Consider the following 22,775-nt stretch of genomic DNA (forward strand, 5'->3'; position numbering starts at 1 on the left):
CATGAATGTTGAGTGCACCCGCCTGCCTTCGGGGCTGACGGTCGTTACCGAAAAAATGCCGCATCTGGAAAGCGTCGCGCTGGGCGTCTGGGTCAAATCCGGTTCGCGCGATGAAACCGCCGAGGAACATGGCATTGCCCATCTTCTCGAACACATGGCTTTCAAAGGCACGAGACGGCGCAGCGCTCGCCAGATTGCCGAGGAAATCGAGAATGTCGGGGGCGAGCTGAATGCCGCGACATCGACCGAGACCACCTCCTATTACGCCCGGATTCTGAAGGACGATGTGCCGCTGGCCGTCGATATTCTTGCTGACATCCTCACTGATTCGGCCTTCGATGACGAAGAGTTGATCCGTGAAAAGCACGTGATCCTGCAGGAAATCGGCGCGGCCTTCGATACGCCTGATGACGTGGTCTTCGACCGTTTCGCCGAAACCGCCTTTCGCGACCAGACGGTCGGACGCGGCATTCTCGGCACGCCACAAACGGTGGATGGCTTCACCAGCGACCAGATCCGCGCCTATCTGGCGCGCAACTATACCACCGACCGGATGTTCGTGGTGGCGGCTGGCGCCGTCGATCATGAAAGTTTCGTGCGCCAGGTTGAAGACCGGTTCTCGACGCTGCGCACCAAGCCAGCCGTATCGCCAATCATCACCCCTGCCCGCTATACCGGCGGCGAGGTGCGCGAAAGCCGTGACTTGATGGACACCCAGCTTTTGCTCGGTTTCGAAGGCCGCGCCTATCATGCGCGCGATTTCTATGCCTCGCAGATTCTGGCCAACATCCTCGGCGGCGGCATGTCCTCGCGGCTGTTTCAGGAAGTGCGCGAGTTTCGCGGTCTCTGTTATTCGGTCTATGCCTTTCACTGGGGCTTTTCCGATACCGGCATTTTCGGCATCCATGCCGCGACCGGCGGCGAAAACCTGCCGGAACTGGTGCCTGTGATCATCGACGAACTGCGCAAATCGGCGGAACGGATCGAGCAGCAGGAAATCGACCGGTCCCGCACCCAGATCCGGGCGCAATTGCTGATGGGTCAGGAAAGCCCTGCGGCACGCGCCGGACAGATCGCCCGGCAGATGATGCTCTATGGAAGACCGATTTCCAATTCGGAACTGATGGAGCGGCTGGAAAGCATTACCGTCGAGCGGCTGACGGACCTTGCCGGACGGCTGTTCTTCGACGGTAGCCCGCCGACATTGTCAGCCATCGGCCCGCTCGAACAGCTGGCGCCAATGGAAGACATTCTTTCCGCCCTTTCGGGGTCGCGCGACACGGTGCTCAAGGCAGCACGCGGCTGAGGTGATTGCTCAATCTGGCCTTGGGGTTGGCCTTTGGGTTGACAAGGTGGGGGCCGGCCATTGGGGTTGAGCCATATCTTTCAGCAGGTTCCCGCAATTCCTCCAGCATGCGATGGAATGGGGCCGGAACTGTTTGGGTGGGGGTATGACAAATGACGCGGTCTGTGTTCGGGTTTCTGTCGCGCCAGCCGGAACGGCCCGAACTGCGTGACGGAACACGTCTGCTGCGGCTGCCGCGCAATGGCGATTATAATCAATGGTACAGGCTACGGTCCGAAAGCCGGGCTTTTCTTCAGCCATGGGAACCGCTCTGGCGTCCGGACGAGCTGACGGAAAGCGCCTTTCGAGCCCGCGTCATGCGCAATGCCCAGGAATATGCCTGTGGGCTGGCCGTGCCGTTTTTTCTGTTTCGCGAAAGCGACGCTGTGCTGATGGGCGGGCTGACCATCGGCCTGATCCGGCGCGGCGTCTCCCAGGCCTGTATGATCGGATATTGGATGGGCGAACGTTTCGCCAGCCAAGGCCATATGTTTGCCGCACTTCAATTGGCAAAACCGTATATCTTCAAGGAACTTGAGTTGCATCGTATCGAAGCCGCCTGTATTCCTGACAATGACAAAAGCATCCGGCTGCTGGAGCGGGCCGGTTTTGAACGGGAAGGTCTGTTGCGCGGATATTTGAACATCAACGGACAGTGGAGAGATCATGCGATCTACTCGCTTCTGGCGGAACCTGGTGCCGTTTCCGGCAAAAAACTCTATTCATGAATATATTCAGATACTCATCCGAGGCCAATTCCCTGCGGTTTGTAGAGCAGAAACAGGCCCCATCCAGCCCGGGCCTGTTGCGGCTTGCCGCTGGCCTCCTGGTGGTACTCCTGGCGCTGACCGGGTTTGGTGCGGGCGTAAGCCATGCCGCCGAACCAGTCAAAATCTCGCGGGATGATACCGCGCTCGACCTGACCGCCACCACGGAAATTCATCTCAACCAGGGCGAGGCATTTCAGGTCTCCACTGCCGCTGGGTCCGATGGCATCCGCCGGCGCATCGAAGTGCGCGCCTCTTCCCCGCAGCACCAGGGCGACTGGGCGGTGTTCGCGCTCGCCAATGTGTCCGACGAGCAGTTGGAGCGGGTGATCGTCGCGCCACATTATCGTCTCGTCAATTCCAAGGTGTTCTGGCCGGATCTCGGCTCGCAGCGGATCATTTCCATCACCCCCAGCGAAGGATTTTCGCTGGACCGGGTGCCGAGTGACGATGCCGACGTGTTTCGCATCACCCTCAATCCGGGCGCGGTGGTGACGTTCGTGGCCGAACTGGCAACGCCGAACCTGCCGCAGATTTACCTGTGGGAGCCGGATGCCTATAAGGATACGATCAACTCGTTCACGCTTTATCGCGGCATCGTGCTGGGCATTTCCGGCCTGCTGGCGGTGTTTCTGACCATTTTGTTCGTGGTGCGCGGCACCTCCATGCTGCCCGCCGCCGCCTCACTGGCCTGGGCGGTGCTCGCCTATATCTGCGTCGATTTCGGTTTCCTCGGCAAGCTGATCAGCATCACCACCCATAGTGAGCAGATCTGGCGAGCCGGGGCCGAGGTGGGTCTGGCCTCCGGCTTCGTGATCTTTCTCTTTACCTATCTCAACCTCAATCGCTGGCATGTGAACCTCGGCTACGCGACCTTTGCCTGGATCTTGGGCCTGGTGCTGCTGTTTGGCGTGGCAATCTACGATCCGTCGATTGCCGCAGGCATTGCCCGACTGTCCTTTGCGCTGACGGCCACGGCGGGGATCGCGCTGATCGTCTATCTCGGCTTCAACCGCTATGACCGCGCCATCCTGCTGGTGCCGACCTGGACGCTGATCATCGTCTGGCTGATTGCCGGCTGGATGACGGTGACGGGACGGTTGTCGAACGACATCATCCAGCCTGCTCATGGCGGCGCGCTGGTGCTGATCGTGCTGCTGATCGGCTTTACCGTCATGCAGCACGCCTTTGCGGGCGGTGGCTATAATCAGGGCCTGTTTTCCGATCTGGAGCGCCAATCCCTGGCGCTGACCGGGGCTGGCGACATTGTCTGGGACTGGGATGTGGCCCGCGACCGGGTGGTGACCATTCCCGATATTTCCACCCGGCTTGGCCTCAGCCACGGCGCGCTGCACGGGGCTGCCCGCAACTGGATCCCCAGCCTGCATCCCGATGACCGCGACCGGTTTCGCGCCACGCTGGATGTGCTGCTGGAACACAAGCGCGGGCGGCTGAACCACGAATTCCGCATCCGCGCCGATGATGGGCATTTCCACTGGCTGCATATTCGCGCCCGGCCCGTCTTGGGAGCCAATGGCGAAATCATCCGCTGCATCGGTACGATTGCCGATGTCACCGAACAGAAAAACACCGTCGACCGGCTGTTGCAGGATGCGATCAACGACAATCTCACTGGCTTGCCGAACCGGGAAGTGTTTCTGGACCGTTTGCAGACGTTTTTGACCGTGACCGCCACAGCCGATACGGTGCGCCCGACGGTCATGATTGTCGATATCGACAATTTCGGCCGGGTCAATGACATGCTCGGTATTTCCGCCGGAGACAATATCCTGATCGCGCTGACCCGGCGGCTGCGCCGGCTATTGAAGCCTCAGGATACGCTGGCCCGGCTTTCGGGAGACCAGTTCGGCCTGATCCTGATTTCGGAGCGCGATCCGGCCAAGGTCGCCGATTTTGCCGATGCGATGAGCAAGGCGATCATGGTGCCGATCAATTTCGCCAATCGGGAGATCAACCTGACCGCCTCCATCGGCCTGGTCTCCTGGGTGGACCAGCAGGAAAGCGCTGCCGGGCTGTTGTCGGATGCCGAGCTTGCCATGTACCGCGCCAAGCGCGGTGGCGGCAACAAGGTGGAGCCGTTCCGCCCGGCCTTCCGGGGCACCGTCTCGGAAAAGCTTCAGCTGGAAACCGAACTTGCCCGCGCCGTCGAGCGCGGCGAATTGACCATGGTCTATCAGCCGATCGTGCGGCTGGATGACGAGGAGCTGGCCGGTTTCGAAGCGCTGATGCGCTGGGAACACCCCAAGCGCGGCACGATCTCCCCCTCCGAATTCATACCCCTGGCGGAAAGCTGCGACCTGATCATGCCGCTCGGCATGTTCGCGCTGGAGCGGGCGGCAACGGATCTGGTGGAATGGGAAAAACAGACAGGCGAAATGCCGATTTTCGTCTCCGTCAACCTGTCCAGCGCCCAGCTGATCAACAACACGCTCTATACCGACATCCGCAGTCTGCTCAGCCGAGTCAATTGCAATCCGGCCCGGCTGAAACTGGAACTGACCGAATCCGTCGTGGTCGAAAATCCCGAACAGGCAAGGCTGGTGCTGGAAAAGCTGAAGGATATCGGGCTCAGTCTCGCCCTCGACGATTTCGGCACCGGCTATTCCTCGCTGTCCTATCTGACCCGCTTTCCCTTCGATACGCTGAAACTCGACCGGGAACTGGTGACCGACACCAGCGAGCGGCGCAATATCCTGCTGCGCTCGGTGATCGGAATGGCCAAGGACATGGGCATGGATGTCGTGGCGGAAGGCATTGCCAGCGAGGATGATGGCGACGAACTGGCGCAGATGGGCTGCCACTATGGCCAGAGCTTCCTCTACGGCGCTCCGGTCGGCCCGGAAGCGGTCATGCGTCTTTTGAAAGACCAGCAACAGCGGGCAAAACGGGCTTGATCATATCGGAGGGCGGGGCTGTTAGACCCTGGTTTTCTTCACGCCATCCAGTCTTCCGTAACCCCGAATTGCGCCCGAAAGCCCTGCTGTCCGGCCTGCGTGATCCGCAGCGCCCTGCCCTGCGGCTGGCGCGCCACCCAGCCCAGTTCCAGCATCCTGTCCAGCAAGGCCGCGCCCAGCCGTCCGGCCAGATGAGGGCGACGCTCGCTCCAGTCGAGGCAGGTGCGGCAGAACGGCCGTCCGCGGGGTGCGGATGGAGAAAGATCGATGCCGAAATCGCAGAAAAACTGCTGGCCGGGTGGCGTCAGCGTCACAGCCTCCTCACACAGCTCGATATAGGCCTTGGTCTGCAAGCCATCGGCCAGCGCCACGCCGAGACGACCGGCGATGTGATCGTAACAGCTGCGCGCCGAGCGTAGCGCCAAGTCCTTCGGGCCGACCGGATGCAGGCGCCGTGGCCCATCGGCGGCAAGCGACATCAGCGTCTCCATGGTCGCAGCGACAGCGCGTCCCGCCAAACGGTAATAGCGGTGACGGCCTTGTTTTTTGACCGATAGCAGACGGCCCTCCACCATCCTGGCCAGATGGCCACTGGCGGTCTGGGCGCTGACGCCACCATGCAGCGCCAGTTCGCCCGCAGTCAACGCCTGCCCACCCATCAAGGCGATCAGCATATTGGCGCGGGCCGGATCGCCCATCAGGGCGGCAATTTCAGCCAGCATGTTTCCAGACGCGATGTTCGACATGGCCTCACTATAGGCCGCTGAAGACGGACTGTCATCATGCAACACTTCGGTTATGGCCGAAGCATTGTCGCCGGCGACTGGGCTACCAAGGCGCATCAAACCATCCCGACAGAAAGTGATAGTCCATGGAAAAACCGGTCCTTTTGAAAGAACTTGCCCTGCTTTTGGCTTTGGCAACAGTTTGGGGCGCTGCCTATAGTTTCATCCGCATCGGGGTGGAGACCATTCCACCAATCACGCTGATTGCCGCCCGCACCCTGCTGGCCGGCGGGTTGTTGCTTGCCATTCTGTGGATGCGCGGCATGATACTGCCCCGCGACAGCGCCACCTGGCGGCGATTCTTCATCCAGTCCTGCCTCAACAGCGCCCTGCCCTTCACCCTGATTGCCTGGGCGGAACTGCATGTTGAGGCTGGGCTTGCCGTGATCCTCAATGCCCTGACGCCAATCTTCACCTTCCTGATCACTGTCGCCTTCACCCGGCATGAACAAGTCGGTCTGCCCAAACTGCTTGGCGTCTTGCTGGGGATTTCCGGCACCTGCCTGATCGTCGGCTTCAACGCTTTTCATTCCGCCGGAACCGATCTCCTCGCGCAATGCGCCGTCATCCTGGCATCGGTCTGCTATGCGATGGCCGCGATTTTCGGACGGAATTTTAAGGGACTAGATCCGATGATGCCCGCTGCCGGCTCGCTTTTGTGTGGGGCGGCCATGCTCATTCCGCTCAGTCTGGTCGTGGACAAGCCCTGGACGCTGGCGGTCTCCGCCTCTTCGCTAGCGGCCCTGCTGGCGCTCTCGGTATTTTCCACCGCACTGGCATTTGTGATCTATTTCCGGCTTGTCCACACGCTTGGCTCGGTCGCCACCACATCCCAGGCCTATCTGCGGGTGCCGATCGGGGTCGGCATTGGCGCGATTTTTCTTGGGGAACGCTATAGCCCGACCGTGCTCGCCGGTCTCGTCCTGGTCGTGGCCGGTGTCATCGTCATGACCCTGCCCGCTTCGCTCAAGCTACCCCGCATCCTTCGCCCGCTGCGACGCAAACCTCAACAGCCTTGGCCTTGATCAGGCGTGGCCAGCCTCTGCCGACAGGGTGGCGGGGCTGATGCCGATCAGGGCCAGCGCCCGGTCATATTTGTTGTCGAGGACCGGATCGAAGATCAGGTCTTCGGATGCCGGGCAGTTCAGCCAGCCATTGTTGGCGATTTCCGCCTCCAACTGCCCCGGCCCCCAGCCTGCATAGCCAAGCAGCATCGTGGCCCGCGCCGGGCCGCGTCCATCGGAAATAGCGCGGACGATGTCGAGCGTCGCGGTCAGGGAAATATCGTCGCTGACCGGAATGCTGCTGTCGCTCAGGTAATCGTCGGAATGCAGCACAAAGCCACGGCCAGTTTCCACCGGGCCGCCGCATTGAATGGGGAAGTTGCGGGCATGGTCAGGCAGCATGATCGCATCGTTCTGGTCGATCAGGTCGAGATGCAGCAGGATATCGGCGAATTTGACCGGCTGGGTGCGGTTGATAATGAAGCCCATGGCGCCCGCCGTCGTATGGGCGCAGACATAGACGACACTGCGGGTAAAATTGCCGTCCGCCATGCCGGGCATGGCGATCAGGAAATGGCCGTCGAGAAACCCACGTTCACGATCGGACTTCAAAGTGGAAAAAGCCATGCTGCCTCCGGTTTGTTCGGAACGCCGATCTATCGGAAAAGAACATCATACGCTGTCGTGCCGGGCATTCCCCTCGCATCTGCCAAGCGCCGCCCGGCATTTCATATCTGCTTCTGGCACAAGTCATATCCTTAAGCCAAGGTCTTCAAGATGGGGCATAGTTGCGCATCAATCAACCGAAAATGATAAAACCGTAAAAAGCGTGATTGGCAGCGGTGATAGGGCTGGTCTAAATAGCCGCATGATCCTTCCTTTGTTTTCCAACCGTCCGGTTTTTCCTGCGCTACCCGGCCTGCTCTTTGCGGGTCTCCTGGCGCTGACACCTCTTGGCGATGCCTGCGCCGCCACCTCCGCCTGGGCAACCAGCGACGGCGGCCGGATGCGGCTGATCGTGCTGCCACCGGCTCCGGATGGAACCCGGCAGGCGGGCCTGCAGATTGAGCCGAATGACGGCTGGTTTACCTATTGGCGCGAGCCCGGCGACAGCGGCATCCCTCCGCAACTGACCGCAGCGCCGGAGGCGAAGGTCACGCCCTCGCCGCTGAGCTTTCCGGTGCCCAAGCGCATGGATATCGGCAGCGTGCGCGATGTCGGCTATGACCATGCCGTGGTGTTTCCCTTCACCTTGAAAAGCAGTGGCGAGGATTGGCAGAGCCCCCTCAAGCTAACGGCCTTCATCGGCATGTGCCGCAATATCTGCATTCCGTTTCAGGCGGAGTTGAGCATCGATCTCAGTCACGAGGAAACCACCGATGTCGGCGAGGTTAAGCTGATCGACAAGGCCAAATCCAAACTGCCTGCGGCGGCTGCGGAGGATTTTTACGTCTCGGACTTCGAGATGGCCCACGATCTCTCCAGCCTTGACGTGTCGCTGGTCCTGCCCGATGGCTCCAAGGACGAGCCGCGCATTCTGGTGACCGGACCGGAAGGCTATCTGTTTACCGAATACAAGGCGGTGCAAAGCAAAGGCAATAGCCGCACCCTGCGCATCGCCCTGCCGAAGCTTCCGCGCAATTATTCGGTGAGCGGCAAGACCTGGCACATTCTGGTGGCAGCCGGCAACAAACGGACCATGGAAGCCCCGCTTGCCTTCGCAACAGCCCGCCCTATAGTGCAGCCCTGACAGTCAATGGCCGCTGGCGAGCTGCGCTTTTGGAACAGACTGAGACATCAAGCACAATGAGGAGAGATTTCATGACGATTGCAATTGGCGATACGGTTCCAGCGGCAACATTCAAGGAAAAAACCGCCGACGGCCCGGTCGAGATCAGCACCGAAGACCTGTTCAAGGACAAGAAGGTCGTGCTGTTTGCCGTGCCTGGCGCCTTTACCCCGACCTGCACGCTGAACCATCTGCCCGGCTATCTGGAGCACCGCGATGCGCTTCTGGCCAAGGGCGTCGATGAGATCGCCGTCCTCTCCGTCAATGACTGGCATGTCATGGGCGCCTGGGCGCAGCATAGCGGCGGCATGGGCAAGATCCATTTCCTCGCCGATTGGGATGCAAGCTTCTCCAAGGCGCTCGGTCTCGACATGGACCTGTCGGCGGGCGCACTCGGCGTGCGTTCCAAGCGCTATTCCATGCTGGTGGAAAATGGTGTGGTGAAAAGCCTCGATATCGAAGAAAATCCCGGCCAGGCCACGGTTTCCTCGGCTGAAGCCATGCTGGAACGGCTGTAAGCTTTCTCTTTTCACCGGTTTTCTGGAAAGCTGTCTTTGAGCGTTCCATCAAGACAAAGACCCCGGAGGCTCATGCTTCCGGGGTTTTTTATGAGTGCCGATCGTTCGGGATAAGGCTTCTACATCCGCGAAGAACACTTGCCATCGATTTGCCATTATTGTTATATCGTTACACGTAACGTTATTACATTTAATCCACGATTGGAGTGCGGGCCTTGCAGGACAAAGATCCCATTTTTCCCAGTTTGCTGGCACGGTCCGCCGTTATGCGGCTGGGTTTTGCTTTGGCACTGATTGGCCTGACCTGGCTTGCCATCCAATGGGCGGAGGCCCTGCCATGAGCAATCCTGTGATCCGGCTTACCAATTTGACTGTCGCCTATGATCGGCATCCGGCTGTTCATCACGTCAACGGCGTGATCGAGGCTGGCAGCCTGACGGCAATTGCCGGGCCGAATGGGGCGGGGAAATCCACCTTGCTGAAGGCAATCATCGGCGAATTGCGCCCCGCCGAAGGCACGGTGGACCATAACCTGAAACGCACAGATTTCGGCTATCTGCCGCAGGCCGCCGACATCAACCGCCGGTTTCCGATCAGCGTATTGGACACCGTGTTGCTCGGCGCCTGGCGCAATAGCGGTGCATTTGGCCGCATCGCCCGTTCCGACATGGACAAAGCTGGCCAAGCCCTGGCGATGGTCGGGCTGGAAGGATTTGAGAAGCGCCATATCGGCGCGCTGTCCGCTGGCCAGTTCCAGCGGGTGTTGTTTGCCCGGCTGTTATTGCAGGATGCCAAGGTGATCCTGCTGGACGAGCCTTTCACCGCTATCGATGCCCGCACCACCCGCGACCTGATTGACATTATCCGCGGCTGGCACGGTGATGGCCGCACGGTGATTGCGGTCCTGCATGATTTTGACCAGGTGCGCAGCCATTTCCCCGAGACTTTGCTTCTCGCCCGCGAACTGGTCAGTTGGGGTCCGACCCAGGATGCCCTGTCATCTGCCAATCTGCTCAAGGCCCGCGCCATGGCTGAGCGCTGGGACGAGGATGCCGAAGTCTGCCGTCCGGCAGATCAGAAAACATCAAGGCCTGCCGCATGACCGCTTACGATCTGCTGATCGCGCCATTTGCCGATTACGGCTTCATGCGCCGGGCGCTGGTGGCCTCGCTTTGCCTCGGTCTCGGCTCCGGCCCGATCGGGGTTTTCCTGATGCTGCGGCGCATGAGCCTGGTCGGCGATGCTATGAGCCATGCCGTATTGCCAGGTGCTGCCATCGGCTACCTGATCGCCGGGTCCCTGTCGCTAACCGCCATGGGGTTGGGCGGGCTGGTGGCCGGTCTCTCCGTGGCGCTGCTGTCGGGCTTCGTTACCCGCTCCACCGTGTTGCAGGAGGATGCCAGCTTTGCCAGTTTCTACCTGACATCTCTGGCGCTTGGCGTGCTGATCGTGTCGCTGCGTGGCTCCAATATCGATCTTTTGCATGTGCTGTTCGGGACGATCCTGGCCATTGACAACGATGCGTTGGTGCAGATCGGCGCCATTGCCTCCTTCTCGCTGCTGGCACTGGCCGCGATATACCGGCCATTGGTGACCGAATGCCTTGACCCAGGCTTCTTGCGGGCCGTCGGCGGTCGTGGACCGGTCTATCATTTCCTGTTCCTGTTTCTCGTCGTGCTTAATCTGGTCGCCAGTTTCCAGGCGCTTGGCACGCTGATGGCCGTGGGGCTGATGATGCTGCCCGCCGCCATTGCCCAACTCTGGTGCCGCAGCCTGCCCGGCATGATGGTGGTGGCAGCGGCAAGCGGCATCGTCGCCAGCTATCTCGGCCTGATTGCCTCCTACCATCTGGAACTGGCCTCCGGGCCGACGATCATCCTGGTCGCGGCGCTGTTTTACGGCCTGTCCATTCTTTTTGCGCCCTCCGGTGTGTTCCGGCGGTTTCTTCCAAGTCCTCACCTGAAAGCCTGATCACAGGAGATCACTATGAACCGTAAACTGTTATTGTCCGCAGCCCTGCCACTGTTGATGGCGCTATCTGCCGCTCCGGCCTTTGCCGAAACGCTAAAAATCGTCGCGTCCTTCACTGTGCTGGCCGATGTCGTCAAACAGGTTGGCGGCGAGCATGTCACCGTCTCCAGCCTGGTCGGACCCGACGGCGACCCCCATGAATTCGAGCCGTCGCCAGCCAACGCCAAGGCTCTGAAGGCCGCAGATGTGACATTCGTGTCCGGTGAAGGCCTGGAAGGCTGGATGGACCGGCTGATCACCGCCTCCGGCTACAAGGGCAAGCCGGTCGTCGCTTCCGAGGGCATCAACACCCGCACCATGGAAGAGGATGGCAAGACCGTAACCGATCCGCATGTGTGGAACAGCCCGGTCAATGTGAAGGTCTGGGTCGCCAATATCAAAAAGGCGCTGACTGCTGCCGATCCCGCCGATGCCGAAGCCTTCAAGGCCAATGCGAGCGCCTACACGAAAAAGCTTGAAGACATGAATGCCTATGCTCATGCCAAGTTTGACAACATCCCTGAATCGGAGCGCAAGATCCTCACCAGCCACGACGCCTTCGGGTATCTGGGCCGCGAATACAAAATCAGCTTCCTGTCGCCACTCGGTCTTTCCACCGAAAGCGAGGCCTCAGCCGCCGATGTTGCCAAGCTGATCGAGCAGATCAAGACCGAGCATGTGAAGAGCTATTTCTTCGAAAACTCCAACGATCCGCGTCTCGTCAAGCAGATCGCCAAGGCAACCGGCGCCACATCCGGCGGCGAGCTTTACGTAGAAGCCCTGTCCAAGCCCAAAGGCCCGGCTTCGACCTATGAGAAAATGTTCCGCTACAATGTCGATAAGCTGGCCGATGCCATGCGCAAATCAAGCTGATCCCTCACAATCAGCCTGATAGGGCCGCCCCGACCAACCCTACATCTACCGGGACGGCCGCTGTTTTTATGCCTCGAGATCGAAGACCAGGATGCCCGACAACCCGCCATCCGTCGCCGCAACGATGCGGTCACCGACTGCGATGTGATCGGGATGTTTCAGGTAATAATCACGCACCGTGGCGTCTTCGAAACGGACGATAAACCCATCGACAAAGCCGCCATTCAAACCTTCCGGCGACACATTCTGGCCGGCGCGGACCTCCAGCATACCCGGCACAACCTCCTTCAATGCACTGATGGCATCATAGATCGACTGTTTCTCAGCGTCAGAGACCGCCGACTTGAACCGCAGAAAAACGCAGTGATAGATCATCGGTAACTCCTTGTGGAATTGTGCAATTATAAGGTTGGCTTCGAGCCTGCGCCGCCCTTTTTGAAGGGTTCCATGCCCTTGCGGGCCAGTTCGTCGGCCCGTTCGTTTTCGGGATGACCGGCATGCCCCTTGACCCAGTGCCACGTCACCTTGTGGCGCTGGTTGGCGGCGTCGAGCTGTTGCCAAAGCTCACCGTTTTTCACCGGCTTCTTGTCGGCGGTTTTCCAGCCGTTTTTCTTCCAGCCGAAAATCCACTTGGAAATGCCATCCATCACATATTTGCTGTCAGTGTGCAGATCGACTTCGCATGGGGTCTTGAGCGTGTTTAGCGCTGTGATCGCCGCCAGCAATTCCATGCGGTTATTGGTAGTATCCGCCTCGCCGCCGCAGAGATCCTTTTCCACCTCGCCATAGCGCAGCACCGCCCCCCAGCCACCGGGACCGGGATTGCCGGAGCAGGCACCATCGGTGAAGACTTCAACATGTTTCATTGCGGCCACCCGTATTCGGCAGCGCTCTTGACCGCCTGATGGAAGCGCAGCTTGCGCAGATATTCCAGCGGTTCCTTTTTCACCACCATGGCGCCTTCCGGCGTCGTCAGCCAGTCGTAAAGCCGGGTCAGCAAGAAGCGCAGCGCCGAGCCACGGCACAGAACCGGCATGGCGGCAACCTCCGCCGGGGACAAGGGGCGAATCGACAGATAACCGTCGATCATCGCCTTGCCCTTGGTGATATTATAGCTGCCGTCCTTTTCGAAGCACCAGGCATTCAGGCCGATCGACAGGTCATAGGCCAGAAAGTCGTTGCAGGCAAAATAGAAGTCGATCAACCCCGACAATTGGTCACCAAGGAAAAACACATTGTCGGGAAACAGATCGGCATGGATGACGCCAGCGGGAAGATCCTTCGGCCATTGCCCGGCCAGATGCGCCAGTTCGGCATCGATTTCCGCCTTAAGGCCGGGAGAGACCTCATCGGCGCGGGCGCGGGCCTTCGGCCACAGTGCCTGCCAGCCGGCAAGATCGAGCGCATTGTCGCGCCTCAGCGCAAATCCCTCTGCTGCAAGATGCATGGTTGCCAAGGCCTCGCCCACAGCCCGGCAATGCTGCGCCTCAGGCTTGCGAAGCCACATGCCTTCCAGAAAGGAAATCAGCGCCGCAGGGCGTCCGGACAATTCGCCCAGCAAAGCGCCATCCTTGCGTGGCAGCGGCAGCGGGCAATTGAGACCCTTGGCCGACAGATGATGCATCAAGCCCAGGAAAAACGGCAGGTCATCTTTCTCGACGCGCTTTTCATAGAGCGTAAGGATCAACGCACCTTTGGTCGTATGCAGCAGGAAATTGGAATTTTCCACGCCCTCGGCGATGCCCTTGAAGGACAGGAGTTCGCCAGTGTCATAGTGCGCGAGGAAGTCTTTCAGATCGACCTCGTTGATATCGGTATAAACTGCCACAGGGATGATCCGCAATTCGGGTTTTGTGTTCGGCAGGGATACTGCATAATTGCCGAAATCCAAACCAAATTCAGGGGGCGATCATGCCGCGCCAAATAGGTGCTACAGCGCGATGGCATGGCATGCCAGCCCCTGACCGAATAGGCCACAAGAAATTGGGACCCCGCGAATAATGTCCTTTTCCCTCCCACAATAAAGGCAGAATTTTAACGTTGCCTGACCGTCCACCGCCCCTGGTGGATAATCGGGCTACCGCAAACCTTTATGCACAGTAGTCGAGAAAGAGCAGGCCCATGAAAATATCACATGCCGCATTCAAGATGATTTCAGCCATGATGATGACTGTTGGGTTTCTGGCGTCCACGGCGCAGGCCGGAACGATTTGCACGGTCATTGCCGATAGCAACACTGGAAAAACCCTGGTCCAGGACGGCAATTGTGCGGAGCGGGTCACGCCCGCTTCTACCTTCAAGGTCGCCCTCAGCGTCATGGGCTATGACGCCGATTATCTGAAGGACGAACATAATCCGACCCTGCCGTTTAAACAGGGTTATGTGGATTGGGGCGGCGACAATTGGAAACAGCCGACCGATCCGGTGCGTTGGATGAAATATTCCGTCGTCTGGTATTCGCAGCAGATCACCCAGACGCTTGGGCAAGACAAGCTTCATGACTATGCGACGAAATTTGCCTATGGCAATGCCGATTTTTCCGGCGACCCCGGTAAAAACAATGGTCTGGAGCGCGCATGGATCGCCTCCTCCTTGAAGATTTCACCGCTGGAACAGGTCGCGTTCCTGCAAAAGCTGGTCCAGCATCAACTGCCCGTTCGCCCCGAAGCCATGGACAAGACACTGGCCATCGTTGAGCAACGTCAGATCGCCGATGGCTGGACCGTGCACGGTAAAACCGGCGCGGCCTTCCCTCGTCTTTCGGATACCGCGTTCGATTATAGCCGTGGATGGGGTTGGTATGTCGGCTGGGCCAGCAAAGGCAAACAGACCTATGTGTTTGCCCGTCTCATTCAGGATGAGAAAAAAGACCAAATCACCCCTGGAGTTCGGGCCCGCGATGCTTTGCTGGAAGAGCTGCCAGAGTTGCTGGCCAGCAGATGAACAGCACCTTTCCGACTAGGCCTTGCATCACCCGTTGACGAAGGCCATGTCGTCCTGGGTCAGTTCGATGGAGCGCAATTCGCGATTGACCAGGAAGTTTTCGTTCTCAATCGAAAATTCAGCCAGCTCGATTGTCGCGTCGAAGCGGGCCTTGAAGGCCTCAATGATTTCGTTGACCACCACTTCCGGTGCCGATGCGCCCGCCGACAGGCCAAGGCTGCGGATTTCACCGATGGCGTCCCAATCCAATTCGCTGGCGCGCTGCACGAGAATGGAGCGCTTGGCACCAGCCTTCAGCGCCACTTCCACCAACCGTTTGGAATTGGAGGAGTTCGGCGCGCCGACAGTCACAAAGAGGTCGCAGCCGGGCGCTGCCTGTTTCACCGCTTCCTGCCTGTTGGTGGTGGCATAGCAAATACTGTCGGCGGCAGGCGCCTTCAGCTCTGGAAAGCGCTCCTGCAATTTGGCAATCACGCCAGCGGTATCATCCACCGACAGCGTGGTCTGGGTGACGAAGCCGAGGTTTTCGGGATCGATTGGCTGATAGACGGCGGCATCTTCCACCGTTTCCACCAGCGACACAGTTCCTTCGGGCAATTGCCCCATGGTGCCGATCACTTCCGGGTGGCCTGCATGACCAATCAGGATGACATGGCGGCCAAGCCGCTGGTGGCGCATGGCTTGTTTATGGACTTTCGAGACCAGCGGACAGGTGGCATCGAGATAGAAGAGATTACGCTTCTGTGCATCTTCCGGCACGGATTTCGGCACGCCATGGGCCGAAAACACCACAGGCTGCTGGCGATGTTCGGCAGGTATTTCATCCAGTTCCTCGACAAACACCGCCCCCTTGGCCTCCAGCCCCTCAACCACATAGCGGTTGTGGACGATTTCATGGCGGACATAGACCGGCGCGCCATAGCCCTTCAGCGCCAGCACGACGATCTGGATCGCCCGATCGACACCGGCGCAAAAACCGCGCGGACCGCACAGCCGGATCGTCAATGGCGACCGGGTTATCGAGCCGGTTTCCAGAAGCGTTTTGTCCATCGCAGTCGTCATTGTTATCCAGCCAGTAAAACCAAAAACAGGGCAATCGCTGCCGGCGCGGCCTGGACGAAGAAGATCCGCCGCGACACGGTCCTCCCCCCATATAGGCCAGCAACCACCACAGCGCCAAGAAAAAATACCTTGAGCTGGAGCCCCATGGCCGGCAGCGGATGCAAAAGCGCCCAGAACAGGCCCGCGGCCAGAAATCCATTATAAAGACCTTGATTGGCCGCCATCACCCGAGTGGTTTCGGCGCCTTGCAGGCTTTTACGGAAGATTTTCCGGGCGCGCGGTGTCGTCCAGAGAAACATTTCCAGCACCATGATGTAGATATGTTCCAGCATGACAAGAACGACCAAAACTGTCGCAATTAAGAATATCGTCATATCTCTCACCCCCGTTCGAGATTGTTGAAAGCAGTAAAAATCCGGCAATCCATATCGAACAAAACAAAGTACAAACGCAAATGGATTGCGCATCTATGCTTGAACCGATTGGGTTCAAGCATTTTGACAATATCCACATTATTGTTGATTCTGGAAATGACGTCAGGTTTTCTTTCTGAAAACCGAAATAACTGCGATCACCGCCAGCGCAAGCGCCAGACCGTACCAGGTCAAGGCATATTGCAGATGGCTATTGGGCAGGTCGATCATCGTGACACCGCCGATCGGCAGGCCGCCGGGCACCGGCGACGGTCCTGCGTCCAGAAAGAACGGCAGAACCTTGGCCGCATCGATCCCGGTGCTGGCGGCCATGGCATCAAGATCTTTCCAATAAAACACATTCTTGGCGATATCATTGTCCGGCACCAACCGGGAGGGCTTTTCCGCCAGTTTCGCCCGCGCCAGGCCGGTCACGCGCTGGAGGCCCAGCAATTGCCCACCCATGCGTGTCGAAGGCTCCTTCTTCTGCTCCGGCACAAACCCGCGATTGACGAAGAGAATATGTCCATCGGCCAGCTGAAGCGGCGTGTAGATGTAAAAACCGGCATCGCCGTCATAGGTCGCCAGGAAACGGCGTTCCTTGTCGTTGAGATAGCTGCCGGAGGCGGTCATGGCCCGGTAATCGACATCTCCACCACCGCGTGCCAGCGCATCGATGTCCTCGACACTGGCAGGGGGCTGGTGACGACGCGACTCGATATCGGCAATCAGGCCTTCCTTCCAGGCCAGGCGATGCATTTGCCATGTGCCAAGCGAGACCAGCAGCGCCAGGGCGACCAGCACCAGAAAGCCGCTTGCGGCAAGCCTTACACGCGTCATCGCGGTCATCCTACTCCCGGTCGATCTGCCCCGGATGGGCATTGTGCTTGTATTGCAAGGCAATCAATAGCGCCTTGATGGTGCGCAACAGCCAAAGCGACAATCCGATCGCCAAAGGTCCAAAGATCAAAAAATGGACCCACAATCCCGGCGAATACGTGACCTCTGTATAAAGCGCCAGGCCAACCACCAGAAAATCGGCGATCAGAATAACAAAAATCGACGCCCCATCGCCGGGATCAATGCTGCTGTAATCGAAGCCGCAGGCGCTACAGGCGGGCTTCAGCTTGGTCAATCCCTGAAAAAGCTTGCCCCGGCCGCAACGCGGGCAGGAAACCGAAAGGGCGGCCTGGACCGGTTCGACCGGCGGGAAATCGCTATTGCTGGCCATGGCGTCGAGGTCCTCTTTGCATTCCAGAGTTTGTGAGATTCAGATTAAACCACACAATCTCTCGCTTTTCGTGTTTCGTCTATCTTCTCGGGACCATCCGATTCCGTGCTCGGTACAGTCCTTAAGCCCAACTGCAAACAAGAAGGCGGCGCTCTTGACGCCGCCCTCGTTAAATCCAATTCGCTGGCGGTTAGAGCATTTCCAGACGCAAAACCGCACCGCACGTTTGCTGGAATGCTCTAGCGCACTGACGCATTCACTTCGTTCATGCTATCGTGCACTAGCCTTTTGTTTATGCATCGATTTCCCCAAACTCGGCTGACGCCTCCGTTTGGATCAATGCACTAGCCATGCGCCAGCGGCGCGCCCCAGCCGCCCCAGATATAGATCGAGAAGAACAGGAACAGCCAGACCACGTCAACGAAGTGCCAGTACCAGGCTGCTGCCTCAAAGCCGAAATGCTGCTTCGGGGTGAAATCGCCTTTCAGCGCCCGAAACAGGCAGACCAACAGGAAGATCGTGCCAACCAGGACGTGGAAACCGTGGAAGCCGGTGGCCATGAAGAAGGTCGCACCATAAATCGAACTTTTGAACGCAAACGGTGCGTGCATATATTCATAGAACTGCACAAAAGAGAATAGCGCACCGAGCACCACCGTCAGCGTCAGGCCGCTGATCATGCCCTTGCGGTCATTGTGCAGCAGAGCGTGATGCGCCCAGGTAACGCAAGTGCCAGACAGCAGCAGGATAACAGTGTTATAGAGCGGCAGGTGCCAGGGATCGAGCACTTCGACACCCTTTGGCGGCCATTGTCCGCCGGTAAACTCGACCCGCGAGGCCTGGATGGCTTCATGGGGAAACAGGCTGGCATCGAAAAACGCCCAGAACCACGCGACGAAGAACATCACTTCAGACGCGATGAACATGATCATCCCATAGCGCAGATGCAGTGACACGACCCGCGTATGGTGGCCCTCATGGGCTTCCTTGATCGTATCGGCCCACCAGCCGAACATGGTGAACAGGATGATGGCAAGACCTATGAAGAACAGCCAGGGATGCGCTAGCTCCATGCCAAACAGCTTGAACGAGCCACCATGCAGGTAGCGCATATAGCCGACCCCGCCGAAGGTCAGGATGAATGCCCCGAGCGATGCCAGGATCGGCCATGGGCTCGGATCAATAATGTGATAGTCATGATGTTTCTGATGGGCGTCGGCCATGTCAGCAATCCCCGCTTGAAAACTCTCCTCAAGTGACCCGCCTGCCTCTCGCCGCTGATCACTTCATCCCTTACAGTCTATCCAATAATCGCCGCTGGCCGTCTGCAAATGGCAATTTCTGCGATTCCTGCACTCACGTACATTAAGTGCGCTCCGTTCCAGTTCTCGAAATCACCATTTTCGCCAGGCCAACAGCAATTCTTGAACAGACTGTTAATTTCCACCCTTGCTCCTGGTCCGCGCCCGCCGCTTTGATACAGCGGGACCCGCCCGTTAAAGCTTAGGTTGAACGGCGGTCTTGTCCTGCGCAATCCCCGCCACCGGCTTTTCGCCGCCATGCGGATAGAATGTATAGGACAAGGTTACCGTTCCGATATTCTTGGTCTCCGGCTGCGCCATGATGTCAGGGTCGATGTAGAAGACCACTGGCATGTCCAGCGTCTGGCCGGGCTGTAGCACCGTCTCGGTAAAGCAGAAGCACTCGATCTTATTGAAATAGACCGCCGCTTCCATTGGTGTCACGTTGAACACCGCCTGCCCCTTGGTTGGATAGGGCGAGCGATTGGTGACAGAATAATTCGCCTGAATGGTCTCGCCGATCCTTGGGGCAACGGATGCCTGCATCGGCTTGAAATCCCAGTTCAGACCGGGCGAGACATTGGCATCGAAGGTGACCGTCATCTTGCGGTCTAGAATGACCGATGACGGCTGCTCGGCCCGCTGAGTCGTGCCGTTATAGCCGGTCAGTTGGCAATACATCCGATAAAAGGGGGCTGCGGCAAAGCTCATGGCGGTAACCCCGCCGACAAACGCCAGGCAAGCGAAAAACACGGTCAGGTCCTTGCCCTTGCCGCGCCGTTCTCCCGCTTGCGTGCCTCCCGGTTCTGCCATGGCTCGTTCCTCCCGTGCCGCTGCTTGAATGGTATGCTTATATCAACAGTCTGTGTTTCAAATCCCGGCCATCCCGCTTCTCTCACATCGAGCATTTCCGGTCTGCGCGACGTCAAATGACGAACCGTGCGCAATCAGATCCTGCTCATTGTCCCATGCCGCTGATCTTCACCAACGTCACGAGGTAAAACAACACGACAAGCCCGGCCAAGACCAAGCCCAGCGCCACATTACGACCCCGTCTCGATTTTCTCTGGGCTTCCGTCAACTTGACCGTTTCCATCACAGTGCTCCCGACGCATGGGCGAGAAGACTCGCCGCATAATGATCGACTAGCAGGGCTGAAAACACCGCAAACAGGTAGAAGATCGAATAGGCGAACATTTTGCGGGCTGGCGCCATGCGCTCGTCGCCCTCCGGCATCCGCCAAACTGCAACAGAACAGGCGACGAAGATGGCGCTCAGCACGCCAGCCACCAGCCCGTACCAGAGCGAAGCAAGCCCGGTGAAAGCCGGTGCTACGGCAAAGATACCGGTCAGCACCGCATAGACGAACATCTGCCGCTTGGTCGAGGTTTCACCCGCCACATTCGGCATCATCGGCACGCCAACCGAGCCGTAATCGCGCATCTTGTAGAGCGCCAGGGCCCAGAAATGCGCTGGCGTCCACAGGAAGATCACCATGAACAGAATGACGCTGTCCAGCGACACGCCACCGGTGACACAGGCCCAACCGATCATCGGCGGAAAGGCACCCGATGCGCCGCCAATGACGATATTCTGCGGGGTCGAGCGTTTCAGCCACATCGTATAGACGACGGCGTAAAACAGGATGGTAAAGGCCAGAAAGGCGGCGGCGAACCAGTTGACCGCGAGGCCAAGAATCGAGACCGAAAAGACCGACAGCGTGATGCCGAAGGCCAGCGCCTCCTGCGGACGGATACGGCCTGCCGGAATGGGACGGCGCGCCGTGCGGGTCATCACCGCATCGATATCGGCATCATACCACATATTGAGAGCGCCGGAGGCGCCAGCCCCAACCGCAATACACAGGATGGCAATGACACCCAGAATGGGGTTGATCGTGCCCGGTGCCAGCACCAGACCGGCAAAGGCCGTGAACACCACAAGCGACATCACCCGCGGCTTTAAAAGCGCGAAGAAATCCTTAGCGCCCGCTTCGGACAGACAGATCTCACTGTCCAGACCGATGATGTTGCTGTTGTCTATGGCTGCCATTATGCTGTCCTGACCTGTCATGTTCTCAACGCCGCAGCGGCTTCATCCACGGCGTTGATGGCTTTTTTTATGTCTATTTTATGCGGGGCAACTGTTCCCACTGGTGGTATGGCGGCGGCGAAGACAGCTGCCATTCCAGTGTGGTCGCACCTTCACCCCATGGATTGTCGCCTGCTACCCGCTTCCTGGCAAAAGCCTCGAACACGCCGAACAGGAAGATCAGCACCGCGACGCCCGAGAGATAGGAGCCATAGGATGAAATCCGGTTCCAGTCGGCAAAGGCATCCGGGTAATCGATATAGCGGCGCGGCATGCCAGCCAACCCGAGGAAGTGCTGCGGGAAGAACACCATGTTGACGCCGATAAACATCACCCAGAAATGCAGCTTGCCGATGAACTCGCTATACATATAGCCCGACATTTTCGGGAACCAATAATACCAGCCAGCGAAAATTGCAAATACGGCACCCAGCGACAGCACGTAGTGGAAATGGGCCACCACGTAATAGGTGTCATGCAGCGAACGGTCGAGACCGGCATTGGCCAGCTGCACGCCCGTTACACCGCCGACGGTGAACAGGAAGATGAAGCCGATAGCCCAGACCATGGGAGTGCGGAAGGACAGCGAGCCGCCCCACATGGTGGCAATCCACGAGAAGATCTTGATGCCGGTCGGCACTGCGATCACCATGGTGGCAAAGACGAAATAGCGTTGGGCGGCCAGCGACAGACCGACCGTATACATGTGATGCGCCCAGACCACGAAACCGACGGCGCCAATGGCGACCATGGCATAGGCCATGCCGAGATAGCCGAAAACCGGCTTTTTCGAGAAGGTCGAGATGATGTGGCTGACGATGCCGAAACCGGGCAGGATCAGGATATAGACTTCCGGATGTCCGAAGAACCAGAACAGGTGCTGGTAGAGAATCGGGTCACCACCGCCTTCGGGGGCAAAGAATGTCGTTCCGAAATTACGGTCGGTCAGCAGCATGGTGATGCCACCGGCCAGAACCGGCAGGGACAGAAGCAGCAGGAAAGCCGTGACCAGCACCGACCAGGCAAACAGCGGCATTTTGTGCAGGGTCATGCCCGGCGCACGCATGTTGAGGATGGTGGTGATGAAGTTGATGGCGCCGAGAATAGACGAGGCACCCGACACATGCAGTGCGAAAATCGCCAGGTCCACCGCCGGGCCAGGCTGGCCGGAGGTCGATAAGGGTGGATACATCGTCCAGCCGCCGCCAACACCGTAAGCACCCGCCGGGCCTTCGACAAACATCGACAGCAGCAGCAGCACGAAAGCCGGAACGATCAGCCAGAAGGAGATGTTGTTGAGACGCGGAAACGCCATATCCGGCGCGCCGATCATGATCGGGATCATCCAGTTGGCAAAACCGCCGATCAGCGCTGGCATGACCATGAAGAAGATCATGATCAACGCATGCGCGGTGGTGAACACATTATACATGTGCTTGCCGCCATCGATGGCGGCATCGCCTTCAAAGCCGTAAACCATGGCCGCCAGGCCGTGGAAGATCTGGATGCCAGGCTCCTGCAATTCCATGCGCATGGCAACCGACAACGCCCCGCCGATCACGCCCGCGATAATGGCGAAGATCAGGTAGAGCGTGCCGATGTCCTTATGATTGGTCGAAAACAGCCAGCGGGCGGCAAAACCCGGTTTGTGATCATGTGAATGATCGTGTGAATGTTCGGGTGCATGAGCGCCCTCGCCGGTATGTCCAGCCATTGTCCTCACTCCCC

Annotated in this window: 25 protein-coding genes; 11 read left to right on the plus strand and 14 right to left on the minus strand. The window is 58.7% G+C overall.

Going from position 1 to position 22,775, the window contains the following annotated elements; translation table 11 throughout:
- Position 1 precedes the first annotated feature (1 nt).
- From H1Y61_RS15430 to H1Y61_RS15440, 3 genes are all read left to right on the plus strand, one after another.
- A complete protein-coding gene (locus tag H1Y61_RS15430; protein WP_180573123.1) occupies positions 2 to 1,306 on the plus strand; it encodes a M16 family metallopeptidase in 1,305 nt (434 codons plus the stop codon).
- 152 nt (positions 1,307 to 1,458) lie between these two features.
- Positions 1,459 to 2,073 carry a GNAT family N-acetyltransferase gene (locus tag H1Y61_RS15435; protein ID WP_180573124.1) on the plus strand — a complete coding sequence of 205 codons (615 nt, stop codon included), beginning with the start codon at positions 1,459 to 1,461 and terminating at the stop codon, positions 2,071 to 2,073.
- Entirely contained in the window at positions 2,070 to 5,027 is a 2,958-nt protein-coding gene (locus tag H1Y61_RS15440; RefSeq protein WP_235680765.1) for a sensor domain-containing phosphodiesterase, read from the plus strand. The genes H1Y61_RS15435 and H1Y61_RS15440 overlap by 4 nt, the downstream gene beginning before the upstream one ends.
- A 38-nt stretch (positions 5,028 to 5,065) precedes the next feature.
- Here the strand turns inward: H1Y61_RS15440 and H1Y61_RS15445 are convergent, their stop codons facing one another.
- Positions 5,066 to 5,749 (minus strand): ArsR/SmtB family transcription factor, encoded by a 684-nt coding sequence (locus H1Y61_RS15445; RefSeq protein ID WP_180574526.1) that lies wholly within the window; start codon positions 5,747 to 5,749, stop codon positions 5,066 to 5,068.
- A 149-nt stretch (positions 5,750 to 5,898) separates the two neighbouring features.
- Here H1Y61_RS15445 and H1Y61_RS15450 point away from each other — a divergent pair, with 149 nt between their 5' ends.
- Positions 5,899 to 6,837 (plus strand): DMT family transporter, encoded by a 939-nt coding sequence (locus tag H1Y61_RS15450; protein ID WP_180573125.1) that lies wholly within the window; start codon positions 5,899 to 5,901, stop codon positions 6,835 to 6,837.
- Here H1Y61_RS15450 and H1Y61_RS15455 read toward each other — a convergent pair whose 3' ends face one another.
- Positions 6,838 to 7,443: a YqgE/AlgH family protein gene (locus tag H1Y61_RS15455; RefSeq protein ID WP_015915184.1), complete on the minus strand. Its 606-nt coding sequence runs from the start codon at positions 7,441 to 7,443 to the stop codon at positions 6,838 to 6,840.
- A 241-nt stretch (positions 7,444 to 7,684) separates the two neighbouring features.
- On the opposite strand from H1Y61_RS15455, the gene H1Y61_RS15460 reads away from it, so the two are divergent.
- From H1Y61_RS15460 to H1Y61_RS15480, 6 genes are all read left to right on the plus strand, one after another.
- Positions 7,685 to 8,566, plus strand: coding sequence for a protein-disulfide reductase DsbD domain-containing protein (locus H1Y61_RS15460; RefSeq protein WP_180573126.1), 882 nt, complete (start codon positions 7,685 to 7,687; stop codon positions 8,564 to 8,566).
- 71 nt (positions 8,567 to 8,637) lie between these two features.
- Positions 8,638 to 9,123 (plus strand): peroxiredoxin, encoded by a 486-nt coding sequence (locus H1Y61_RS15465; RefSeq protein WP_015915182.1) that lies wholly within the window; start codon positions 8,638 to 8,640, stop codon positions 9,121 to 9,123.
- 215 nt (positions 9,124 to 9,338) lie between these two features.
- Positions 9,339 to 9,464, plus strand: a complete 126-nt coding sequence (locus H1Y61_RS26965; RefSeq protein WP_268884008.1) for a hypothetical protein — start codon at positions 9,339 to 9,341, stop codon at positions 9,462 to 9,464.
- The gene (locus H1Y61_RS15470) at positions 9,461 to 10,225 is read left to right on the plus strand and encodes a metal ABC transporter ATP-binding protein (RefSeq protein WP_180573127.1); all 765 of its coding nucleotides are present in this window, start codon (positions 9,461 to 9,463) and stop codon (positions 10,223 to 10,225) included. The genes H1Y61_RS26965 and H1Y61_RS15470 overlap by 4 nt, the downstream gene beginning before the upstream one ends.
- Positions 10,222 to 11,094 carry a metal ABC transporter permease gene (locus H1Y61_RS15475; protein WP_180573128.1) on the plus strand — a complete coding sequence of 291 codons (873 nt, stop codon included), beginning with the start codon at positions 10,222 to 10,224 and terminating at the stop codon, positions 11,092 to 11,094. The genes H1Y61_RS15470 and H1Y61_RS15475 overlap by 4 nt, the downstream gene beginning before the upstream one ends.
- 15 nt (positions 11,095 to 11,109) lie before the next feature.
- Complete coding sequence (locus tag H1Y61_RS15480) at positions 11,110 to 12,006, plus strand: metal ABC transporter substrate-binding protein (protein ID WP_409363943.1); 897 nt, start codon at positions 11,110 to 11,112, stop codon at positions 12,004 to 12,006.
- Positions 12,007 to 12,072: 66 nt separating this feature from the next.
- Here the strand turns inward: H1Y61_RS15480 and H1Y61_RS15485 are convergent, their stop codons facing one another.
- From H1Y61_RS15485 to H1Y61_RS15495, 3 genes are read right to left on the minus strand one after another with little or no spacing between them, the layout of a single operon-like run.
- Complete coding sequence (locus tag H1Y61_RS15485; protein WP_015915178.1) at positions 12,073 to 12,381, minus strand: Dabb family protein; 309 nt, start codon at positions 12,379 to 12,381, stop codon at positions 12,073 to 12,075.
- A gap of 26 nt (positions 12,382 to 12,407) precedes the next feature.
- Positions 12,408 to 12,872, minus strand: coding sequence for a ribonuclease HI (gene rnhA / locus H1Y61_RS15490; RefSeq protein ID WP_180573129.1), 465 nt, complete (start codon positions 12,870 to 12,872; stop codon positions 12,408 to 12,410).
- Positions 12,869 to 13,834 (minus strand): homoserine kinase, encoded by a 966-nt coding sequence (locus tag H1Y61_RS15495; protein ID WP_180573130.1) that lies wholly within the window; start codon positions 13,832 to 13,834, stop codon positions 12,869 to 12,871. Before H1Y61_RS15495 ends, rnhA begins: the two co-directional genes overlap by 4 nt.
- Before the next feature lie 293 nt (positions 13,835 to 14,127).
- Between H1Y61_RS15495 and blaOXA the strand changes: the two genes are divergently transcribed.
- On the plus strand, positions 14,128 to 14,949 hold the full coding sequence (gene blaOXA / locus H1Y61_RS15500) for a class D beta-lactamase (RefSeq protein WP_180573131.1): 822 nt from the start codon (positions 14,128 to 14,130) through the stop codon (positions 14,947 to 14,949).
- A 27-nt stretch (positions 14,950 to 14,976) separates the two neighbouring features.
- Here blaOXA and ispH read toward each other — a convergent pair whose 3' ends face one another.
- The 9 genes from ispH to ctaD form a co-directional block, all read right to left on the minus strand.
- On the minus strand, positions 14,977 to 15,999 hold the full coding sequence (gene ispH / locus H1Y61_RS15505; RefSeq protein ID WP_180573132.1) for a 4-hydroxy-3-methylbut-2-enyl diphosphate reductase: 1,023 nt from the start codon (positions 15,997 to 15,999) through the stop codon (positions 14,977 to 14,979).
- 14 nt (positions 16,000 to 16,013) lie between these two features.
- Positions 16,014 to 16,385 carry a DUF1304 domain-containing protein gene (locus H1Y61_RS15510; RefSeq protein WP_015915169.1) on the minus strand — a complete coding sequence of 124 codons (372 nt, stop codon included), beginning with the start codon at positions 16,383 to 16,385 and terminating at the stop codon, positions 16,014 to 16,016.
- 162 nt (positions 16,386 to 16,547) lie between these two features.
- On the minus strand, positions 16,548 to 17,273 hold the full coding sequence (locus tag H1Y61_RS15515) for an SURF1 family protein (protein WP_180573133.1): 726 nt from the start codon (positions 17,271 to 17,273) through the stop codon (positions 16,548 to 16,550).
- Between the two features lies 1 nt (position 17,274).
- The gene (locus H1Y61_RS15520; RefSeq protein ID WP_015915167.1) at positions 17,275 to 17,655 is read right to left on the minus strand and encodes a DUF983 domain-containing protein; all 381 of its coding nucleotides are present in this window, start codon (positions 17,653 to 17,655) and stop codon (positions 17,275 to 17,277) included.
- Between the two features lie 344 nt (positions 17,656 to 17,999).
- Positions 18,000 to 18,878 (minus strand): cytochrome c oxidase subunit 3, encoded by an 879-nt coding sequence (locus tag H1Y61_RS15525; protein WP_180573134.1) that lies wholly within the window; start codon positions 18,876 to 18,878, stop codon positions 18,000 to 18,002.
- 273 nt (positions 18,879 to 19,151) lie between these two features.
- Positions 19,152 to 19,769, minus strand: coding sequence for a cytochrome c oxidase assembly protein (locus tag H1Y61_RS15530; protein WP_174110153.1), 618 nt, complete (start codon positions 19,767 to 19,769; stop codon positions 19,152 to 19,154).
- A 145-nt stretch (positions 19,770 to 19,914) separates the two neighbouring features.
- Positions 19,915 to 20,052: a hypothetical protein gene (locus H1Y61_RS15535; RefSeq protein ID WP_015915164.1), complete on the minus strand. Its 138-nt coding sequence runs from the start codon at positions 20,050 to 20,052 to the stop codon at positions 19,915 to 19,917.
- The gene (gene cyoE / locus H1Y61_RS15540; protein ID WP_180573135.1) at positions 20,052 to 21,008 is read right to left on the minus strand and encodes a heme o synthase; all 957 of its coding nucleotides are present in this window, start codon (positions 21,006 to 21,008) and stop codon (positions 20,052 to 20,054) included. Before cyoE ends, H1Y61_RS15535 begins: the two co-directional genes overlap by 1 nt.
- Before the next feature lie 73 nt (positions 21,009 to 21,081).
- On the minus strand, positions 21,082 to 22,761 hold the full coding sequence (gene ctaD, locus H1Y61_RS15545) for a cytochrome c oxidase subunit I (protein ID WP_156548352.1): 1,680 nt from the start codon (positions 22,759 to 22,761) through the stop codon (positions 21,082 to 21,084).
- Between the last annotated feature and the right edge of the window lie 14 nt (positions 22,762 to 22,775).

The sequence above is a fragment of the Agrobacterium vitis genome, from assembly GCF_013426735.1.
GTDB classification, from domain to species: Bacteria; Pseudomonadota; Alphaproteobacteria; order Rhizobiales; family Rhizobiaceae; genus Allorhizobium; species Allorhizobium vitis_D.

Excerpts from the sequence above, each read along its gene's own strand:
- H1Y61_RS15430 (WP_180573123.1), top strand. The coding sequence starts at position 2 with ATGAATGTTGAGTGCACCCGCCTGCCTTCGGGGCTGACGGTCGTTACC.
- H1Y61_RS15435 (WP_180573124.1), top strand. The coding sequence starts at position 1,459 with ATGACGCGGTCTGTGTTCGGGTTTCTGTCGCGCCAGCCGGAACGGCCC.
- H1Y61_RS15440 (WP_235680765.1), top strand. The coding sequence starts at position 2,070 with ATGAATATATTCAGATACTCATCCGAGGCCAATTCCCTGCGGTTTGTA.
- H1Y61_RS15445 (WP_180574526.1), bottom strand. The coding sequence starts at position 5,749 with ATGCTGGCTGAAATTGCCGCCCTGATGGGCGATCCGGCCCGCGCCAAT.
- H1Y61_RS15450 (WP_180573125.1), top strand. The coding sequence starts at position 5,899 with ATGGAAAAACCGGTCCTTTTGAAAGAACTTGCCCTGCTTTTGGCTTTG.
- H1Y61_RS15455 (WP_015915184.1), bottom strand. The coding sequence starts at position 7,443 with ATGGCTTTTTCCACTTTGAAGTCCGATCGTGAACGTGGGTTTCTCGAC.
- H1Y61_RS15460 (WP_180573126.1), top strand. The coding sequence starts at position 7,685 with ATGATCCTTCCTTTGTTTTCCAACCGTCCGGTTTTTCCTGCGCTACCC.
- H1Y61_RS15465 (WP_015915182.1), top strand. The coding sequence starts at position 8,638 with ATGACGATTGCAATTGGCGATACGGTTCCAGCGGCAACATTCAAGGAA.
- H1Y61_RS15470 (WP_180573127.1), top strand. The coding sequence starts at position 9,461 with ATGAGCAATCCTGTGATCCGGCTTACCAATTTGACTGTCGCCTATGAT.
- H1Y61_RS15475 (WP_180573128.1), top strand. The coding sequence starts at position 10,222 with ATGACCGCTTACGATCTGCTGATCGCGCCATTTGCCGATTACGGCTTC.
- H1Y61_RS15480 (WP_409363943.1), top strand. The coding sequence starts at position 11,110 with ATGAACCGTAAACTGTTATTGTCCGCAGCCCTGCCACTGTTGATGGCG.
- H1Y61_RS15485 (WP_015915178.1), bottom strand. The coding sequence starts at position 12,381 with ATGATCTATCACTGCGTTTTTCTGCGGTTCAAGTCGGCGGTCTCTGAC.
- rnhA (WP_180573129.1), bottom strand. The coding sequence starts at position 12,872 with ATGAAACATGTTGAAGTCTTCACCGATGGTGCCTGCTCCGGCAATCCC.
- blaOXA (WP_180573131.1), top strand. The coding sequence starts at position 14,128 with ATGAAAATATCACATGCCGCATTCAAGATGATTTCAGCCATGATGATG.
- ispH (WP_180573132.1), bottom strand. The coding sequence starts at position 15,999 with ATGGACAAAACGCTTCTGGAAACCGGCTCGATAACCCGGTCGCCATTG.
- H1Y61_RS15510 (WP_015915169.1), bottom strand. The coding sequence starts at position 16,385 with ATGACGATATTCTTAATTGCGACAGTTTTGGTCGTTCTTGTCATGCTG.
- H1Y61_RS15515 (WP_180573133.1), bottom strand. The coding sequence starts at position 17,273 with ATGACCGCGATGACGCGTGTAAGGCTTGCCGCAAGCGGCTTTCTGGTG.
- H1Y61_RS15520 (WP_015915167.1), bottom strand. The coding sequence starts at position 17,655 with ATGGCCAGCAATAGCGATTTCCCGCCGGTCGAACCGGTCCAGGCCGCC.
- H1Y61_RS15525 (WP_180573134.1), bottom strand. The coding sequence starts at position 18,878 with ATGGCCGACGCCCATCAGAAACATCATGACTATCACATTATTGATCCG.
- H1Y61_RS15530 (WP_174110153.1), bottom strand. The coding sequence starts at position 19,769 with ATGGCAGAACCGGGAGGCACGCAAGCGGGAGAACGGCGCGGCAAGGGC.
- H1Y61_RS15535 (WP_015915164.1), bottom strand. The coding sequence starts at position 20,052 with ATGGAAACGGTCAAGTTGACGGAAGCCCAGAGAAAATCGAGACGGGGT.
- cyoE (WP_180573135.1), bottom strand. The coding sequence starts at position 21,008 with ATGGCAGCCATAGACAACAGCAACATCATCGGTCTGGACAGTGAGATC.
- ctaD (WP_156548352.1), bottom strand. The coding sequence starts at position 22,761 with ATGGCTGGACATACCGGCGAGGGCGCTCATGCACCCGAACATTCACAC.